The following is a 17,404-nucleotide window of genomic DNA, read 5'->3' on the forward strand; positions in this document are numbered from 1 at the left end:
CGTCTTAAACGCGCTCGATGATTGTCGCCGTGCCCATGCCGGCACCGATGCACAAGGTCACCAGCGCGGTGTTGAGATCGCGGCGTTCCAGTTCATCCAGCACCGTACCGAGGATCATTGCGCCGGTTGCACCGAGCGGATGGCCCATGGCAATCGCGCCGCCATTGACGTTGATCTTGTCGTGCGGAATGTCGAAAGCCTGCATATAGCGCAGCACCACAGCGGCGAAGGCTTCGTTGAGTTCGAACAGGTCGATATCGGAGATTTTCATCTTCGCCTGCTTGAGCAGCTTTTCCGTCACATCGACCGGACCGGTCAGCATAAGCGCCGGTTCGGAACCGATATTCGCAAAAGCACGAATGCGCGCACGCGGCTTGATGTCGAAGGCCTTGCCAGCCTTCCTGGAGCCAACCAGAACGCCAGCCGCACCATCGACGATGCCCGACGAGTTACCGGCATGGTGGACGTGATTGACGGTTTCGATTTCCGGATGGGCCTGAATGCCGACCGCATTGAAGCCGCCCATTTCGCCCGGCATAACAAAGGACGGATTGAGCTGGCCCAGAGCCTGCATGTCGGTCGTCGGGCGCATATGCTCGTCATGATCGAGAATGGTCAGGCCATTCTGGTCCTTGATCGAAATGACCGAATTCTTGAAGTAGCCCTTTTCCCACGACTTGGCGGCGCGCTTCTGGCTTTCGACCGCATAGGCGTCGACATCATCGCGGCTGAAGCCGTATTTCGTGGCGATCAGATCGGCGGAAACGCCCTGCGGCATGAAATAGCCGGGAAAACCAACCGACGGGTCCATGTACCAGGCGCCGCCCGACATGCCCATGCCGACACGCGACATGCTTTCCACGCCGCCCGCGATCACCAGATCGTCGGAACCAAAGGCGACCTTGGCTGCCGCCAGATTGACCGCATCGAGGCCCGAAGCGCAGAAGCGCGAAATCTGGATGCCCGGCGCCTTGAAGTCGTAACCGGCTTCAAAGGCGGCAGAACGCGGAATCACCGCGCCAGCTTCGCCGACCGGATCGACGCAGCCGAAAATAATGTCATCGACCTTTGCAGTGTCGATGCCGTTGCGGTCGCGCAGGGATTCCAGGACCTTCGCGCCCAGACGAACGGCAGGCACTTCGTGCAGGCTGCCATCCTTCTTGCCACGGCCGCGCGGTGTGCGCACGTGATCGTAAATATAAGCCTCAGCCATGTTGACTCCTTCCCGCTAAATTCGAAATTTAGCTCAATCCCTAACTCAGAATGTGTCCGCGTTGAGCGCCATCATCGAATCCGCACCCGACTGGATGCGTGCGAGATGTGCTGCGCTTTCCGGCATGATCCGCTCGAAATAATAGCGTGCGGTGACAAGCTTGGCTTCGAAGAAAGCCTTGTTGCCTTCACCACTGCCAAGCTTTTCTTCGGCGATCTTGGCCATGCGCGCCCACATGAAGCCGAGCGCCACCAGACCGAAGAGATGCATATAGTCATTGGAGGCTGCACCAGCATTGTCGGGCTTGGCCATCGCATTCTGCATCAGCCACATGGTAGCGGCCTGAAGATCGTTAAGACCCTTCTTCAGATGCTTGGTGAAGAAGGAAAGCTTTTCGTTCTCGCGATTGGCCTCGCAGAATTCGCCCACTTCCTTGAAGAAGGCCGTAATCGCGCGACCGCCATTCAGTGCCAGCTTGCGACCGACGAGATCGAGCGCCTGAATGCCGTTTGCGCCTTCATAGATCATGGCAATACGCGCATCGCGCACATACTGGCTCATGCCGTGTTCTTCGATATAGCCGTGACCGCCGAAGACCTGCTGCGCCATGACGGCGTGTTCAAAACCCTTGTCGGTCAGAACGCCTTTCAGAACCGGCGTCAGAAGCCCGACGAGATCATCTGCCGCCTGACGTTCCGCTTCATCGCCTGCACGATGGGCAATATCGGAATTGAGTGCCGTCCAGAGGATAAGCGCGCGACCGGCTTCGTTGAAAGCGCGGATATTCATGAGGTTGCGGCGAATATCCGGATGCACGATGATTGGATCGGCCTTTTTGTCCGGTGCTGCGGCACCCGAAAGCGCACGACCCTGAATGCGCTCACGCGCATAGATCGCGGCATTCTGGTAAGCGGTTTCGGCGATCGAAAGGCCCTGAAGCGCCACACCAAGACGCGCTTCGTTCATCATGGTGAACATGGCGCGCAGGCCCTTATGCGCCTCACCGATCAGAAAGCCCTTTGCGTCATCATAATTCATGACGCAGGTGGCATTGCCGTGAATGCCCATCTTTTCTTCGATGGAACCGCAGGAAACGCCATTGCGCTCGCCCGGATTGCCTTCCGCGTCAAGAATGAACTTCGGCACGATGAACAGCGAAATGCCCTTCACACCTTCGGGCGCACCGTCGATGCGGGCCAGCACCAGATGGATGATGTTTTCCGACATATCGTGTTCGCCGGCCGAGATGAAAATCTTCTGGCCGGAAATCTTGTAGCTGCCGTCTTGCTGTGGCGTGGCGCTGGTGCGCAGCAGGCCCAGATCCGTACCGCAATGCGGTTCGGTCAGGTTCATCGTGCCGGTCCAGGTGCCTTCCACCATCTTCGGCAGATAGGTATCCTTCTGCTCATCGGTGCCGTGGGTCAGGATCGCGGCAATCGCGCCCTGTGTCAGGCCCGGATACATGGTGAGCGCCATATTGGCCGACGACATATATTCGCCGACAGCCGTGTGCAGGAGATAGGGAAGCCCCTGTCCGCCATATTGTTCGGGCACGGCGAGACCAAGCCAGCCGCCTTCACGATACAGATCATAAGCCTGCTTGTAGCCCTTCGGCGTCGTCACCGAACCGTCCGAATGACGCTTGCAGCCTTCGCGATCAGCGGTCTGATTGACCGGGAACAGGGTGCCTTCGGCGAGCTTCGCGCCTTCAGACAGGATTGCCTCGACGACATCGGGCGACGCGTCGGCAAAGCCCGGCAGGTTGTTGTAGCGCTGATAATTCAGAACGTCGTTGAGAACGAAATTGGTATCCTCAACTGGCGCGCGATAGCTCGGCATAGAAATCCTCCAAATTCACCACCTGAGCCGTTCCGCGATGGCTGGAACGAGCCCGTAACCGCGTTTCATGCCTGCATGCCACATTATAGCGAAACGTTGTGACAGCGCGCATGTTGCAACAAAAAGGACGATTTTCTGCGAAAAACAGCCATTTTTGCCGCCTTTTTGACCAACCGTATCACGGATTCTGCGCACGACCAGTCAATTCGGAGCAGAAGCTAAACTACTTTGACGTTTCCGTAAACGTCAAAAATTACACAAGTTCGTGCGGGATGGGGAAATGTTCTGCCTAGCGGATCGGAAGCGTAACACAGCAATGCGAAACAGGCCTCGCCACACTAACCAAGGCGCCAAGATGCTGACGCATCATGCCCTGAAAATGCTCAATTGCCGCACGAGCTTAATCAAACCTCGATGAAACTAGCTCATTGAGGTTTGGTATTATCCGCTGCCAGCAAAAAACCGCCGGAGCGCTTTCGATCCGACGGTCCGTCTTGAATAGTTTCTAGACCCGAGAGTTTCGGGAAAGATATTAGGCCGCAGAAGAGGTTGTCGCTGCAGGAGCGACCGGGGTTCTCGACCGCGTGGGAGCAACCTTCTTTTTCGGCTTCGGCAGCAAACCTTCGCGCTGCGCCCTCTTTCTTGCATCCTTGCGCGCACGGCGAATAGCTTCACCCTTCTCGCGGGCACGCTTTTCCGAAGGCTTTTCGTAAGCCCTGCGCTCTTTCAATTCACGGAGAATTCCTTCGCGCTGCATTTTCTTTTTGAGCACACGCAGCGCCTGATCAACATTATTGTCTCTTACCAGTACTTGCAACTTAGCTCCTTTCTTGGCCCAGCGGACAAACTGATAAAACGCTATCGTTTCATCGCACCGCTGCGACCGCTCTTCATTCATTCGTTATGTGCGAATGCGCGAGCCGACTATGGGTCGCGCCTATCACGCGCAAGGCGCGCAGCTCTCAATCGTTCGGTTTTGGCATCTACTGCGGCTTTTTCATGCTGAAGGATGGCCTTTGCCGCCTTGTCGGTTATGGCGCTCTTGGCCTCCATGCGCGAAAGCGGCTTCTTGAACAGCGTATCCTTGGTCAGGTCCGCCGATTTTTGTTCGAGCATTCCACCTACTCCCTGGAAAAGAGCCGTTTCACACTTTTCACAATGCAATCCAAAATAAAAAAGGCCGGGAGAAACCCGACCTTTCAATCATCTCAACAACCAGTGCCAGTACATCCGTGGTCAAAGATCGGAAACGATATCTTTGCGCTCGAGTTAAAGCGCCTGAAGATTATCGGCAGCCTTCTTGCCGGAGCGACGATCCGCTACCAGCTCGAAGCTTACCTTCTGACCTTCATTGAGCGTATGCAAACCTGCACGCTCAACAGCAGAGATGTGAACAAACACATCCGGCGAACCGTCGTCAGGCTGAATAAATCCAAAGCCTTTGCCGCCGTTAAAAAATTTTACTGTACCTTCTGCCATAATGAATTCCTTTCAATTCGTATGGTTGATTAATAACAAGCCACTGCTCGCCGCGATTTTTACGATATTGAAAGAAAAATCCGAGCGTTATATACGCCGCGTCGTTCGATGACAAAATCGATATTTAATAGGTATACCCTTACATCACGATCTACAAGGGTTCTAGACGATTTTATTTTTTAATTTCAATTCTCGAATCCTATAAAATTCTTTCCTAGTTTGAGGTCGCTTCCAGATTTAACAAAAAAATCTTTTTGCGCTGGTCTCAAAATTTTCTCCATTCTATCCTTTTATTATACCGCTTTGGCGATAGTTCGGTTCCGGAGTTCCAGTCGCGGAGCTGTGATCAGGCGTGAACCGTATTGATCAGGTCCACTATGGAACCTGACGAATTCATCGCTACCTCAATATGTGGGGATCGGCCCGGCATAGCTGAATGAATATGCGAGTTGACGATCCCACGGAGGAGCGCAGCCCGATTTGCGCTATTCGGGAGAAGATTGAAATGCGGTACCACCTTATGGCTGCCTTCGCGGCAGGTATTTCGCTGTTCTCATTTGCCGCCCATGCGGAAGATTTCACCATAGGAACGCTGAGGTCCTACAATCCGGCGAGCCAAGTCGTCACCTTGACCAACGGTCGGAGCTTCGAACTCTATCCGCCTTATCATCCGAATGTACGGTCTGGCGAACGGGTCGTCGTTGACTGGCAGAGTAATCTGAACGGCGATGATCACGCCGATTTCGTCGGTCCGGCATCCATGCACCATATGTAACCTAGAAGAAAGGCGGCAGAATTGCCGCCTTTCTTCAATCTGTTTGCCGCCTGGGACTTACTTGACCCAAACCACACGGCGGGTCTGCGTATCAATCAAAGCCGGGCGATCCTCCACATAGACATAGGAATATGTCGGCTGGTCAGGGACAGCTACGAGCGGCACATCTTCCGGAATAATCGTGCCTTCCGCCAGATCTCCTTCGATCGTGACCGGGGCAACCGGGTTGGTTTCGATATAGGTCACGATTTCCTTTGGTACGAGCGGCCCCGCATTCGGCTCTTCGACGTAATAGACGACCTGACGATTCTGCATGGAAACGATCACCGGTTCACCATTGACATAGATATAGCCAAAGTCCGGATTGTCGGGGATCGGATGAACCGCCACCGCGTCGGGAAGTACATATCCATCACTGATCTCCCCTTCTATGACGACAGGATCTGATGGATTAGCGATGACATAATCGCGCGCTGCCTGAGGCACTTCAATAAGCACTCGATCCTGCGCCAGCGCAAAACCGGAGCTGGCGATAACCGCCGCTACGGTCAGAACAAGAGCTCTTTTCATTTTCAGCCTCACTTTCGCGTTAAGTCGCAAGGCTGTGATAACCGGACTGAAGCTCTATGGTTCCCTTCCACAAGCACACTTCATGCGACAGGCTGAAACATTCCGGCTTGAATATGCATGCCTTCCTGCAGCCGCGACAACTGCGGCAATTTGAAAGCGTTATATTCAACAGTGGGAAAATACATCCCATGAAAAAAGAAAGCCCCAATAATTACGATCGGAATTCTTTAAATTACAAACAAACTCCAAATCTGCCAATTCACCCCCTGGACTTAAAATTCCAGCGTATCGAATTCAAACAGAGAATCCATCAAGCCCATTCATAGATAAATTTTATTATACTTGAAACAGAGTATATTATTCAGTCAACAGTATATTAGCAAAATCTGATTAAAGACGTTTACCCAGCAAGTTGCTATTTAAGATCGATCTAAAACCAAGTAAGATGACCTTGTTTCGATAACGAGGATATTTTTTAAATATGAAGCATACTATTTCGGTGCTCTCCCTCGCTGCCCCGCTAGCGACGTCGTCTTCGGCAATAGCTGTCGATCACGACAAAGCCTGTCAAGAAGCGAGAGAAAACGCAAAAGCGGTCTGTAAAAAGCCGAAGGGAAGAAGCGGCGGTTCCGCTTCCGCTTGTGTCGGCGCTCAGGCTGCTGTTGCGTTTCGGTGCCGTTGATTTTCAATTACATTTTTCATTACGAACGAACAGGTAGCTTTCGTTACTCACTTCAAGGGATAATGAACTATCGAGGCTGCCCTTATCTGTCCGATCGGAGCAGACAAGGGCAGCCATTTTTTTGAGTACAATCCGACCGAAGTGAAACGTGCTCTAATAGAGGTTCAATTGCAGGAAATCACACCGAGGCTCTAGCCATACGTGCCAGAATAGCCCTAAGCTCTTCGACAGACCTGTCGACCTCATCCTTTTTCTTCTCGAGCTCGATGAGTTTTTGCTTGAAGCGCTTGCGCAATTTCTCGATCTCCGCAGCTTCTGTCGTCCCTTTTTCCCAAACGTCGATCAACTGCCCCATCTCGCTCAACGTGAAGCCAATGCGCCGTCCAAACAGGATGAGACGCAAGCGTGTATGGTCGTTGTAATCGTAAAGCCGCGTCACGCCCGCACGGCGCGGATTGAGCAATCCCTTGTCTTCATAGAAGCGCAAGGCCCGCAACGTCAGGTCGAACTCTTCGGCCAGATCGCCGATCCGGTATAGCTGACCGCCTGACTGATTTTCCTTTCGAGCATTCCCGCTTGCACCGGTCAAAAGATCTGCAATCGCTATATCTGCTACCTGCCCCGGCGCGTTTGTCTGTTTAATCATGTTCTACCCTGTTTCCGCCCCCGGAAACGCCCGGTCACCGCACATTCGCGCGATGGAACCACTGTTGATGACAGCCACATTGACATTGCTGTCAGTGCTGCAGCTTCGATTTACATTTGCCGCCGCAATTCACGCATCTTCCATACCCGATAAGTCCGCCTTTCATGCCAGACTGCCTTCAGCAACCGAATTTAGCCCGCTCAACCATGGGATGCCTTTCTGCGCCCACTAAAGCACTCACTTAGCCGCATATATTAACGAGTTGTTTACCACGTTTGTACAAATGTAAGCAGAGCAAATTCTTGCCTGTTGCGTCGGTAAAATTTGCTCCCGGCGATCTCTATCATTGGAAAAAGTGAATTTCTCATGGCAAACCCAGATCTGGCGTCAGGTTCACGATCCATCATTGACGAATTGAACGCCCGCCGCGAGCGCCGAGCGCCTTCGCCAGCCATGGAAGAACTCAACCGCACTTTGGCGAGCCTTGAAAAGCGCCTGATGGATCTCGAACAGGGCGATACCCCCGACATGCGCAATATTCTGCGCTCGGAACGTCAGCCGGTTCACCATCCGGACGAAACAGTCACCGGTCTTGCCGAGATTGCCGAGAACCTGCGCCGCATGCGCGGAAGCCATGAAGAGCCACAACAAAATTATGCATCGAGCACCGAAGTCAGCCGGGCCAGCCGCGAGATGACCCGTCTTCAACGCGCAGCGAGTGAAGAAGGCTTTTCACAGCGGATGAGCGAAGACTTCGACCGCATCAACGACAGTGTACGCCTTCTCGCGGACCGCAGCAGCGAAGCCAATGCGCAGGCCCTCCGCCGCCAGCTCGAAGAGCTCAGCCGCACGGTCCAAAGCCTTGCCCGCGAAGAAACTCTGCACCGCCTGAACAATCGCTGGGATCGCTTCGACGCCCGTTTTGAAGCGTTCGAGCAGCGTCACAACGCCGTCGATCCGGCGCTGGATGCAATCGGCTCGCGGCTTGAACAGGTACGCGACGCCATAGGCACCCTGCCCCAGTTCAACCGCTTGAGCGCAATCGAAGATCGCATCGGCCAGCTCGCAAATTCTATCGAGGAGTCGCTCAGCCCGCAACATGTGTCGTCGCTGGAGCAGAACCGCCTGCAGCAGATTGATGAGCGGCTGGACGAGATCAGCCGCGCCATCATTGCCACAAGCCGCGCCCAGCGCCCGGACCAGGACGGTGCGCGCCGTCTGGAGCGCATCGAAAACCGTCTGGCGGAGCTCGCAGAACAACTCGCCACTTCGGCAACGCAGCAGAATTCCGACACGCTTTATCGCAAGCTTGGCGAACTTTCCTCGCGCATCGATGGCCTTTCAGGCGGCTCGGCGCTGCCGGACGGCGTCATCGACCAACTCGCACACCAGATCAACCTGCTTGCCAATCAGGTTGGCAAAGTCATGGAGAATCTGAGCCAGTCCGACTATCAGGCTGTTGAGGCACGCCTTGAAGCCATCGGCGAAAAACTCGAAGCCGCCGAACGCAGAGCCGAAGAACCACATCCTGCCGTTCTGGACACGATCGACCGCCGCTTTGCAGAACTGACTGAGCGTCTCGACACGCAATACGCCACGCAGCATGTCGACAACAGCGCGATCCACACGCTGGAAGGCCGTCTGGACGATCTCTCGCAGCAGATTTCACTGGGTCTTCTTCAGGCGCCGACCTATGAAGGTCCGGGCCTGGACATGAAGGCGATCCGCAGCCTTGAAGATCAGATTGCAAATATCGCCCATCATCTGGCCCAGCCCGTCGCCGAAATCGCAGAGCTGAAGCCGCGTCTCGATTCCATCGAACGTTCCATCGCCTCCAATCGCGAAACAGTGCTGGATGCTGCGCGTGAAGCCGCCGAAAGTGCGGTCACGCGGGTTCTGCAGCACGGTTCGCATGGCGACAGCGTGATCGCCCGGCAACTCGCCGACGACATGAAATCGCTGGAAGCCCTGGCGCGTAATTCCGACGAGCGCAATGGCAAGACATTCGAGACCGTCCACGACACATTGGTCAAGATCGTTGACCGTCTGGCCAGGCTTGAGCAAGACGTCGCGGGTAAATCAGATACACCGGACACCGAAAATCCGGTTTTCACCAGCCCCAACGCTGGATCACCGCACCCATCGGCACCGCGTTCACCGGCTGCGGCTGCTGCGGAAGCGGCATTCGCGACCGTTCAGAGCGAAGCCGGTCCTGTCAATATGCAGGCGAGTGACACGGCTGGAAAGTCATCGATTTTCGGTGGTTTTGCCAAGGCAATACGCGGTCGTCGGGCCGATACGTCCGCTGGAAAGAACGACGAAACGCTCGAAGCCAGCGCTTTCGACACGACAATTGATGCGCCAGCCTTCGAAAGTGATCTTGCCGCCATCGAGCCGATCACCCGCGAAGAACCGGAGCTGGAAACGATCCCATCCCCTCGCCCTCAAGGCGAAGGCATGCCGGATCTCAATTCGATTATGAAGCGGGTGCGCGAAGAGCGTCGCCAGCGCGAAGATGCTGCCGATGCAGCCCTTGCCGCCAATGGCAAGGTGGACTTCATCACAGCAGCCCGGCGTGCCGCGCAGCTTGCCGCCGCCGAATCCGAACAGCTTCAGAAAGGCGCGACCAAGCGCACCGGTAAAAAGAAGTCGTCAGTCGGCGACATGATCCAGCGTCAGCGCAAGCCGATCCTGATGGCAATCGGTGCCGTGATGATTGCCATGGCCGGTCTGCAGATCGGCTCTGCCTTCCTGAACCGTGACGAGCCGGTGGACACGGCAATCGATACAGTACCGCCGCAGATCGACACCACTGCCACCGACAACACGCCTGCACCAGCCGACGAAATCGCCGCGAAGATCGCATCGGACACGACACCCGCGCTCGAGCAGTCCGCCCCCACAACTGTGCCTCCGGTTACGGAGCCACGCTCGGAGAAAGCTGCGCAGGAAGAAACCCCGGCACCAGCAGATGAGCAGCAGCAGGCTGCGGTGGAAATCCCGACACAGGTTGAACAGCCTGCCGCAACAGTCGCCAATCCGGTGAAGCCCGTTGAAACGGCGGCATCGACCGAAGCTGCCGCACAGCCTCAGGGCGCTATTCCGCCCGTGCCGGAAGAAGCCGGTCCGGCAGCACTTCGCGAAGCTGCAGCCAAGGGCGATGCTCGCGCCCTCTTCGAAGTCGGTAACCGCTACATGGAAGGCCGCGGCGTTGCCGCCGACTTTGCCAAGGCGGCGAAATGGTACGAGATTTCCGCAAGTCAGGGTTTCGCACCGGCGCAATATCGCCTCGGCAACTTCAATGAAAAGGGCCTTGGCATGCCTCGCGACCTCGACAGGGCCAAGACCTGGTATCAGCTCTCGGCGCAGCAGGGCAACGCAAGCGCGATGCATAATCTTGCCGTCCTTTTCGCAACCGGTGCCAATGGCAACCCGGACAATACTTCCGCAGTGCGCTGGTTCACCGACGCTGCAGAACTCGGTGTGAAGGACAGCCAGTTCAACCTCGGCATCCTTGCTGCCAAGGGGCTGGGAATGCCAGCCAATCTGGAAGAGAGCTACAAGTGGTTCTCGCTCGCCGCCAATGCCGGTGACAAGGATGCTGCCGACAAGCGTGACCAGATTGCCAAGGCCCTGAAGCCGGAACAGCTCGAACGCGCCCAGGACACGGTCAAGCTCTGGAAGGCCAAACCGCTCGACCAGGCAACCAATTCCATTGACGTACCGGATGCATGGGCCGAGAGCAAACCGCTTACTACCGGCTCGGTGGATATGAAGAAGGCTGTTCGCAACATCCAGCTCATTCTCCAGAAGAACGGCTACGATGTCGGCACCGCCGATGGTTTAATGGGCGGCAAGACTCGCGCCGCGATTGCTGCCTTCCAGAAGGCAAATGGGCAGACGCCTACCGGCGACGTTGACCAGAAACTGGTTCAGCTTCTTCTTGAGAAGAATAAATAACGCATTGAAGCAACTTGGATTTCGAAGGGCAGCACATGCTGCCCTTTCTCGTTTCAATCACAGGCGTCTGAAAAAAGTGACAGGTTGAATCGACTCGTCGAGGCTTATTATCTACCTCCTATCAACGAGGGGATAAACGATGCTCTTGCACGTAAACAACGACATGGAAAACGGTATCATCGCGAAAATTCCCCTCGCGCTCGACAAGGATATCAAAAATTTCCAGGGGGATGCGATCGATTTCGAGATTTCGTCCGGCGACAAACATCTTATCCCGGCGGAGGATATTCATCCCTACAAATCCATTTTCAAAGTCCTATCCGGCAGTTTCGAGCTGAAGAATATCTTCTTAGCCGTGTCGTTCAATGCGAATTTCACCACTCCAGAGGGCAAAAAGATCTGCCTGACACGGTCCAGCCCCACGGAAGAATGGAATGTAATGAATGGCAATTACTATGCCGAAAGCATGAACTGCTTCGGTTTCAAGTCCAGCAGCCGCTTTGCCGGGAGCTTCAGCGTGAGCCTGACCAATCCCTATCTTTATGTCATCAAAAACGGCAGCCTGACCGACAGTAAAATGTCCGACAACATTTCGATCCGTGCGCAATTTTATCCATCGTCTGGCTACTCCGTCATCACGCCGAAAGAAGATATCAATATCATCATCAGTAATCGCCAGAACGCTACCGACTGAGCCACAGTGCATCGCGACCAGCATACGTTCATGTATTTCCTATATATTTTATGGGATTATACCTGAAATAGTGGTTTTCAGCACTCTTCAGAGCTCTTTTTGTTGTTCTTAAACAACACCCCGCATTTTTCATCGAATAGAGTTCCACGAGATAAGTTTATCGGCAATCGGCGTTTGACTTCGCGGCGGCGACAGAGCAAGACATTATCAGGAGTGGCTGGGCTGAAACTTACGTGTGAAGTTAAGCCTAACTACTTGTTTTCATGCATTTCCGCACGCAGAACAGTTTCATAATTTTGCCGGAGATGTTTTAGTAGGGTGCAACATCTTGCGGAGAAGCGCGACCGCAAGCAGCTGTGTGTCATGCGTTGGTGAAAGCCGGGTTCGGAATTGGGTATTTACCTTCCCATTGCGGAATTATCGGTCAACATGCTGGTTCTTCTCGGCATGGGCGCCGCCGTGGGTTTTCTCTCCGGATTGTTCGGCGTCGGCGGCGGCTTTCTGATCACGCCGCTTTTGATCTTTTATAACATTCCACCCGCAATCGCAGTCGCCACCGGTGCCAATCAGGTCATAGCCTCGTCCGTTTCCGGCGCGCTGGCGCATTTCAAACGTCGAACGCTTGATATCAAGCTCGGCCTGTTTCTTGTGGCAGGCGGTATATTGGGTTCGCTCGTTGGTATCTTCGTATTCTCATGGCTGCGCGATCTCGGCCAGTTGGACCTGATCGTTTCCATACTCTACGTCTTCTTTCTCGGCACTGTCGGCGGCTTGATGCTGGTGGAAAGCCTGCGAGCGCTCCGCCGCGTAAAAAAGGGGCAGGCTGGTGCCGTGCGACGGTCCGGCCAGCACACGTGGATACACCGACTGCCATTCAAGATGCGATTCCGGGCATCCACCATCTATGTCAGCATCATTCCGGTTCTCGGCATCGGCTTCTTCATCGGCCTTCTCTCCTCCGTGATGGGTGTCGGCGGCGGCTTCATCATGGTGCCGGCCCTCATCTATCTGCTGCATGTTCCGACCAATGTGGTTGTCGGAACCTCATTGTTTCAGATCACCTTTGTCACTGCGGTCACGACCGTTCTGCAGGCAACGACCAACCAGTCCATAGACATCGTGCTCGCCTTCCTGCTGATGGTTGGCGGCGTTATCGGTGCGCAATATGGCGCACGCGCAGGACAAAAGCTGCGCGGCGAACAGTTGCGGCTCTTGCTGGCGCTTCTGGTGCTTGCCGTTGGCCTGCGTCTTGCCTTTGGCCTGTTTGTACGACCCGACAATCTGTTTTCCATCTCGATTGCGGATATCTGACATGCGGAGCCTCACGCTGTTCTCCGCATTGTTCATGCTCCTGTTGGCGGGAACTGCCACGGCGCAGGTCGATTCCAGCGGTAACGGCAACACGGTTCCGCAATTGCAGAACCCCGCCGATGAAACCATCGAAATCGGGCTCTCAACCGAAACCATCGCCATCACATCGAATTTTGGCGGCACCGATCTCACCATATTCGGTGCGCTCGACAATGCTGACCCGATGATCCAGCGGCAGGGCCGTTACGACATCATCGTCGTGCTGCAAGGCCCTTCGCGCGACCTCGTGGTGCGCAAGAAGGACCGTTATCTCGGTGTCTGGGTCAATGCGGATTCGGAAACCTTTATGGGCGTGCCACTCTCCTATTCGCTGGCCTCCACCCGCAATCTGCAGGACATTACCGAAGAGAAAATCTATCGGCAGCTTTCGGTTGGCGTGCGCAACTTCTATCTCGTCCCGGAAGATGCGGGCAGCCTGTCAGGCAATATCCCGACATTCGGCAACGAACTGCGCGAGATGAAAATTCGCCAAGGCCTCTATACGCAACGGATTGGTGGCGTGGAGTTCATTTCCCGCACCCTGTTTCGCGCCACGTTGAACCTGCCCGCCAACGTGCCGGTCGGGCGCCACAAGGCCCGTGCGCTTCTGTTCCGCAACGGCGTTTTTCTGCGGGAAGCCAATGCCAGTCTTGAAATCGTCAAGGCAGGTTTTGAACAGAGCATCTACAACGCCGCCCACCAGAACAGCTTTCTCTACGGCCTGTTTGCCGTTTTCCTTGCCGTTTTCACCGGCTGGTTCGGGCGCATTCTGTTCCGGAGGGATTAAAGCGCATCCCGAAAAGTGTGAAACGGTTTTCGGATAAGATGCGCGCCAAAACAGACAGTTAGAGCGGTTCCGTTCTATTGATTCCGTTTAACCGGAACCGCTCTAACCCCCATAAAGCGCACTGCGCGCTATCGGGTAGACCTTGCCCTGCCCCAGCATATAGGCACGCAGCGTCTCGTCGGCGAACAGCCCTCGAAAGGCGCGATCCAGAATATTCAGCGCACCCGTATAGGCTCCAAAAGCCGGCATGATGAGCCTTTCGCCGTCGCTCACAAAACAGGGGCGGCGCACCGACCGTCCCCGTCGCACGATGCGGGCCGCCGGGTGAAGATGGCCTGCAATCTCGCCCTGCCCGGCCTTGCGCGATGGTTCATGCCTGAAAACAAGCGGCCCGACTGCCAGTTCCTCCACACAATCGCCCGGCAGGTCAACCGGGCGATCCGGATCGTGATTGCCGGTAATCCAGAACCAGTCGCGATGCTCCATCAGCGATTTCAGACGGATGGCATAAAGCGACGGCAGGCGCTCGCTGGCCGTCGCATCGTGAAAACTGTCACCGAGGCTGATGACGGTTCGCGGCTGATAGCGCGCGATTGCCAGCGCCAGCATGTCAAGCGTCGCTGCGGTGTCATAGGGCGGGATGAGCTGGCCGCGTCGGGCAAAAGATGAGCCTTTTTCCAGATGCAGGTCGGAAACGATGAGCATATGCAGGTCGGGCAGGAACAGCGCGCCGGATGGATCGCACACAGTCGCGACACCACGCACTTGCGTATGGGCCAGACTGTAAGCTTCACCATTTCCCCACACTGCAGTCTTCATTGCATAGCCTCTCTGATCAGGTCGTCCGCGGCCTCTTCAAGCAGCATTTCATCGCCCTCACCTGCCACACGCTCACGTCCGATTTCGAGCATCACAGGCAGCGCCAGCGGAGAAATCCTGTCGAGCGGCTTGTGCAGCAGATGACCTTTCACACGCGCCAGCATGTCGCCAAGACGCTTGATATCCAGAAGCCCCGTCGCCGCATCAGCGCGCGTCGCCTGCAGCAATATGTGGTCCGGCTCATGGGTCCGCAGCACGTCATAGATCAGATCGGTGGAAACCGTAACCTGACGGCCTGTTTTCTCCTGCCCCGGATGACGGCGCTCGATAAGCCCTGAAATCACGGCGCAATTGCGGAAAGTGCGTTTCAAAAGGTAACTTTCATCGAGCCAGGCTTCGAGATCGTCCCCCAGCATATCCTCGTCGAACAGGCGGGTGAGATTGAGCTTTCCGGTGCTGATCAGCGCGCCGATATCCTTGAGACCCCAGAGACCCAGCGAATAATCGGTAGCGACAAAGCCAAGCGGATGCGCGCCCATGCGTTCCAGACGGCGTATCAGCAACATGCCGAGCGTCTGGTGCGCCAGCCTGCCTTCAAACGGATAGGCGACCATGTAGAAGCGATTGCCGCGCGGAAAGGTTTCGATCAACAGCTCGTCCGTTGCTGGCAGCACGGATTTCCACTGCTGCACTTCCAGCCATTCCCGCACCTGTTGCGGCAAAAACTGCCAGCGCGTGCGGTCGGCGAGCATCGCGCGCACCTGCGCGGCGAGATAGGTGGAAAGTGGAAACTTGCCGCCTGCATAGACAGGAATTTTGGCATCCTGCCCGGCGGCGTTGGAAGCGATGCATTCGTTCTCGCGGATGCCTTCAAACCGCAGCACCTTTCCGGCAAACAGGAAAGTGTCGCCAGCCGTCAACGTCTCAAGGAAATACTCCTCGATACGACCAAGAACACGTCCGCCATAAGCGCTGGCTTTCTTACCGCCGCGTGTCAGCCGGACGTTCAATTCCGGTGCCTCGACAATCGTGCCGATGTTAAGCCGATATTGCTGCGCGATACGCGGATTGGACACCCGCCACGTGCCGTCCACAGTCTTGCGGATTTTCGCAAATCGCTCATAGGTCTTGAGCGCGTAACCGCCGGTCGCCACGAAATCCAAAATGCGGTCGAATGTATCTCGCGGAAGGCTCGAATAAGGCGCCGCACTCTGCACCTCACGATAAAGCTGATCGGCGTTGAAAGGCTCGGCACAGGCCATACCGAGCACGTGTTGCGCCAGCACATCCAACGCCCCGTCGATCAGGGGCGGCGTATCCTGCGCGCCCAGATAATTGGCGTCGAGTGCGGCACGACACTCCATCACCTCGAAGCGATTGGCGGGCACGAGAATGGCCCGGCTTGGCTCGTCCATGCGGTGATTGGCGCGACCGATGCGCTGCGCAAGGCGGCTCGCCCCCTTCGGTGCGCCGACGTGAATGACCAGATCGACATCGCCCCAGTCGATCCCGAGATCAAGTGTCGAGGTCGCGACCACAGCCCGCAAAGTGTTGGCAGCCATGGCCTGCTCGACCTTGCGGCGCTGGCTGGCATCGAGCGAGCCATGATGCAGAGCAATCGGCAGCGTGTCCTCATTGACCCGCCAGAGCTCCTGAAACAGCATTTCCGCCTGACTGCGCGTATTGACGAACAGAAGCGTCGTGCGGTGTTGGCGGATCGCCTCATAGATATCGGGAATCGCATAGCGCGAGGAATGGCCAGACCATGGCACTCGCTCATCGGAATCGAGAATGGTGATTTCCGGCTTGGCACCGCCATCGACCGTCACAAGGCCGGCCATGGGCCCGGTGCCGTCCTGTTCCACCAGCCAGCGGCGCAGTTCATCGGGCTCAGCCACCGTGGCGGAAAGGCCGATCGTCTGCAATTGCGGTTGCAGACGGCGCAGCCGCGCCAGCCCGAGCGCCAGAAGGTGTCCGCGCTTGGAAATCACCAGCGAGTGCAATTCGTCCAGCACCACGTAGCACAAACCCTTGAAGAATTGTTCCGCGCCTTTGGAAGCGATCAACAGTGCAAGCTGCTCTGGCGTGGTCAGCAGGATATCAGGTGGTGCCAGCTTCTGCCGCTGGCGTTTGTGCGCAGGCGTATCGCCGGTCCGGGTCTCGATTGAGATGTCGAGACCCATTTCCTCGACCGGCACCGTCAGATTGCGATGGATATCGACGGCCAGAGCCTTCAACGGCGAGATATAAAGCGTGTGAACACCTCTTTTGGATTGTGACGCAATTCCGGACGGAAAACCGGTTCCCACTTTTCCTGGAATTGCTTTGCTCTGCCGCTTTTCCAAATCCACCAGCGCTGGCAAAAACCCGGCCAGCGTCTTGCCAGCCCCTGTGGGCGCAATCAGGAGCGTGGATTGCCCTTGTTCGGCACGCGCCAGGAGCTCAAGCTGATGCGCGCGCGGCGACCAGCCCTTGGCCGCAAACCATTCGAGAAAACGGTCCGGCAAGGGGAAAGCGGCAGACGCGGCGGCGGGCTTCAGGTTCAGTGTCACGCCGTCAATCTAATCGCAGCAAAGCGGGTCGCCAAGGC

At 56.0% G+C, this 17,404-nt stretch carries 14 protein-coding genes; 5 read left to right on the forward strand and 9 right to left on the reverse strand.

Features of this window, described 5'->3' with window-relative positions:
* Nucleotides 1–4: 4 nt before the first annotated feature.
* The 5 genes from MKS82_RS21685 to MKS82_RS21705 all read right to left on the reverse strand — a co-directional run bounded on the left by MKS82_RS21685 (nt 5) and on the right by MKS82_RS21705 (nt 4,531).
* Nucleotides 5–1,213: an acetyl-CoA C-acetyltransferase gene (locus tag MKS82_RS21685; protein ID WP_061346912.1), complete on the reverse strand. Its 1,209-nt coding sequence runs from the start codon at nt 1,211–1,213 to the stop codon at nt 5–7.
* A 45-nt stretch (nt 1,214–1,258) separates the two neighbouring features.
* Nucleotides 1,259–3,052 carry an acyl-CoA dehydrogenase C-terminal domain-containing protein gene (locus tag MKS82_RS21690; protein WP_109989378.1) on the reverse strand — a complete coding sequence of 598 codons (1,794 nt, stop codon included), beginning with the start codon at nt 3,050–3,052 and terminating at the stop codon, nt 1,259–1,261.
* A gap of 532 nt (nt 3,053–3,584) precedes the next feature.
* A complete protein-coding gene (rpsU, locus tag MKS82_RS21695) occupies nt 3,585–3,869 on the reverse strand; it encodes a 30S ribosomal protein S21 (RefSeq protein ID WP_109989386.1) in 285 nt (94 codons plus the stop codon).
* Between the two features lie 107 nt (nt 3,870–3,976).
* Nucleotides 3,977–4,168 carry a hypothetical protein gene (locus tag MKS82_RS21700; RefSeq protein ID WP_109989377.1) on the reverse strand — a complete coding sequence of 64 codons (192 nt, stop codon included), beginning with the start codon at nt 4,166–4,168 and terminating at the stop codon, nt 3,977–3,979.
* Nucleotides 4,169–4,321: 153 nt separating this feature from the next.
* Nucleotides 4,322–4,531, reverse strand: coding sequence for a cold-shock protein (locus MKS82_RS21705; RefSeq protein ID WP_109989376.1), 210 nt, complete (start codon nt 4,529–4,531; stop codon nt 4,322–4,324).
* 505 nt (nt 4,532–5,036) lie between these two features.
* Between MKS82_RS21705 and MKS82_RS21710 the strand changes: the two genes are divergently transcribed.
* The gene (locus MKS82_RS21710) at nt 5,037–5,306 is read left to right on the forward strand and encodes a hypothetical protein (protein ID WP_146206499.1); all 270 of its coding nucleotides are present in this window, start codon (nt 5,037–5,039) and stop codon (nt 5,304–5,306) included.
* A gap of 57 nt (nt 5,307–5,363) precedes the next feature.
* Here the strand turns inward: MKS82_RS21710 and MKS82_RS21715 are convergent, their stop codons facing one another.
* Nucleotides 5,364–5,876 carry a DUF1236 domain-containing protein gene (locus tag MKS82_RS21715; protein ID WP_240579216.1) on the reverse strand — a complete coding sequence of 171 codons (513 nt, stop codon included), beginning with the start codon at nt 5,874–5,876 and terminating at the stop codon, nt 5,364–5,366.
* An 860-nt stretch (nt 5,877–6,736) separates the two neighbouring features.
* Complete coding sequence (locus MKS82_RS21720; protein WP_109989373.1) at nt 6,737–7,204, reverse strand: MerR family transcriptional regulator; 468 nt, start codon at nt 7,202–7,204, stop codon at nt 6,737–6,739.
* A 366-nt stretch (nt 7,205–7,570) separates the two neighbouring features.
* Here MKS82_RS21720 and MKS82_RS21725 point away from each other — a divergent pair, with 366 nt between their 5' ends.
* The 4 genes from MKS82_RS21725 (at nt 7,571) to MKS82_RS21740 (ending at nt 13,995) form a co-directional block, all read left to right on the forward strand.
* The gene (locus MKS82_RS21725) at nt 7,571–11,164 is read left to right on the forward strand and encodes an SEL1-like repeat protein (RefSeq protein ID WP_109989372.1); all 3,594 of its coding nucleotides are present in this window, start codon (nt 7,571–7,573) and stop codon (nt 11,162–11,164) included.
* 139 nt (nt 11,165–11,303) lie between these two features.
* Nucleotides 11,304–11,858: a hypothetical protein gene (locus MKS82_RS21730; RefSeq protein WP_109989371.1), complete on the forward strand. Its 555-nt coding sequence runs from the start codon at nt 11,304–11,306 to the stop codon at nt 11,856–11,858.
* Between the two features lie 429 nt (nt 11,859–12,287).
* The gene (locus MKS82_RS21735) at nt 12,288–13,169 is read left to right on the forward strand and encodes a sulfite exporter TauE/SafE family protein (protein ID WP_029926549.1); all 882 of its coding nucleotides are present in this window, start codon (nt 12,288–12,290) and stop codon (nt 13,167–13,169) included.
* Between the two features lies 1 nt (nt 13,170).
* The gene (locus MKS82_RS21740) at nt 13,171–13,995 is read left to right on the forward strand and encodes a TIGR02186 family protein (protein WP_176038608.1); all 825 of its coding nucleotides are present in this window, start codon (nt 13,171–13,173) and stop codon (nt 13,993–13,995) included.
* Between the two features lie 102 nt (nt 13,996–14,097).
* Here the strand turns inward: MKS82_RS21740 and pdeM are convergent, their stop codons facing one another.
* Both pdeM and MKS82_RS21750 read right to left on the reverse strand, forming a co-directional pair.
* On the reverse strand, nt 14,098–14,814 hold the full coding sequence (gene pdeM, locus MKS82_RS21745) for a ligase-associated DNA damage response endonuclease PdeM (RefSeq protein WP_109989369.1): 717 nt from the start codon (nt 14,812–14,814) through the stop codon (nt 14,098–14,100).
* Nucleotides 14,811–17,366, reverse strand: coding sequence for a ligase-associated DNA damage response DEXH box helicase (locus MKS82_RS21750; protein WP_109989368.1), 2,556 nt, complete (start codon nt 17,364–17,366; stop codon nt 14,811–14,813). Before MKS82_RS21750 ends, pdeM begins: the two co-directional genes overlap by 4 nt.
* Nucleotides 17,367–17,404 lie beyond the last annotated feature (38 nt).

Source organism: Ochrobactrum sp. A-1, from assembly GCF_022488005.1.
Classification (GTDB): domain Bacteria; phylum Pseudomonadota; class Alphaproteobacteria; order Rhizobiales; family Rhizobiaceae; genus Brucella.

What these genes read in the sequence shown, in the direction of transcription:
- MKS82_RS21710 (WP_146206499.1), top strand. Translation starts at nt 5,037, where the DNA reads ATGCGGTACCACCTTATGGCTGCCTTCGCGGCAGGTATTTCGCTGTTC.
- MKS82_RS21685 (WP_061346912.1), bottom strand. Translation starts at nt 1,213, where the DNA reads ATGGCTGAGGCTTATATTTACGATCACGTGCGCACACCGCGCGGCCGT.
- MKS82_RS21730 (WP_109989371.1), top strand. Translation starts at nt 11,304, where the DNA reads ATGCTCTTGCACGTAAACAACGACATGGAAAACGGTATCATCGCGAAA.
- MKS82_RS21705 (WP_109989376.1), bottom strand. Translation starts at nt 4,531, where the DNA reads ATGGCAGAAGGTACAGTAAAATTTTTTAACGGCGGCAAAGGCTTTGGA.
- MKS82_RS21715 (WP_240579216.1), bottom strand. Translation starts at nt 5,876, where the DNA reads ATGAAAAGAGCTCTTGTTCTGACCGTAGCGGCGGTTATCGCCAGCTCC.
- pdeM (WP_109989369.1), bottom strand. Translation starts at nt 14,814, where the DNA reads ATGAAGACTGCAGTGTGGGGAAATGGTGAAGCTTACAGTCTGGCCCAT.
- MKS82_RS21735 (WP_029926549.1), top strand. Translation starts at nt 12,288, where the DNA reads ATGCTGGTTCTTCTCGGCATGGGCGCCGCCGTGGGTTTTCTCTCCGGA.
- MKS82_RS21740 (WP_176038608.1), top strand. Translation starts at nt 13,171, where the DNA reads ATGCGGAGCCTCACGCTGTTCTCCGCATTGTTCATGCTCCTGTTGGCG.
- MKS82_RS21690 (WP_109989378.1), bottom strand. Translation starts at nt 3,052, where the DNA reads ATGCCGAGCTATCGCGCGCCAGTTGAGGATACCAATTTCGTTCTCAAC.
- MKS82_RS21725 (WP_109989372.1), top strand. Translation starts at nt 7,571, where the DNA reads ATGGCAAACCCAGATCTGGCGTCAGGTTCACGATCCATCATTGACGAA.
- MKS82_RS21720 (WP_109989373.1), bottom strand. Translation starts at nt 7,204, where the DNA reads ATGATTAAACAGACAAACGCGCCGGGGCAGGTAGCAGATATAGCGATT.
- MKS82_RS21700 (WP_109989377.1), bottom strand. Translation starts at nt 4,168, where the DNA reads ATGCTCGAACAAAAATCGGCGGACCTGACCAAGGATACGCTGTTCAAG.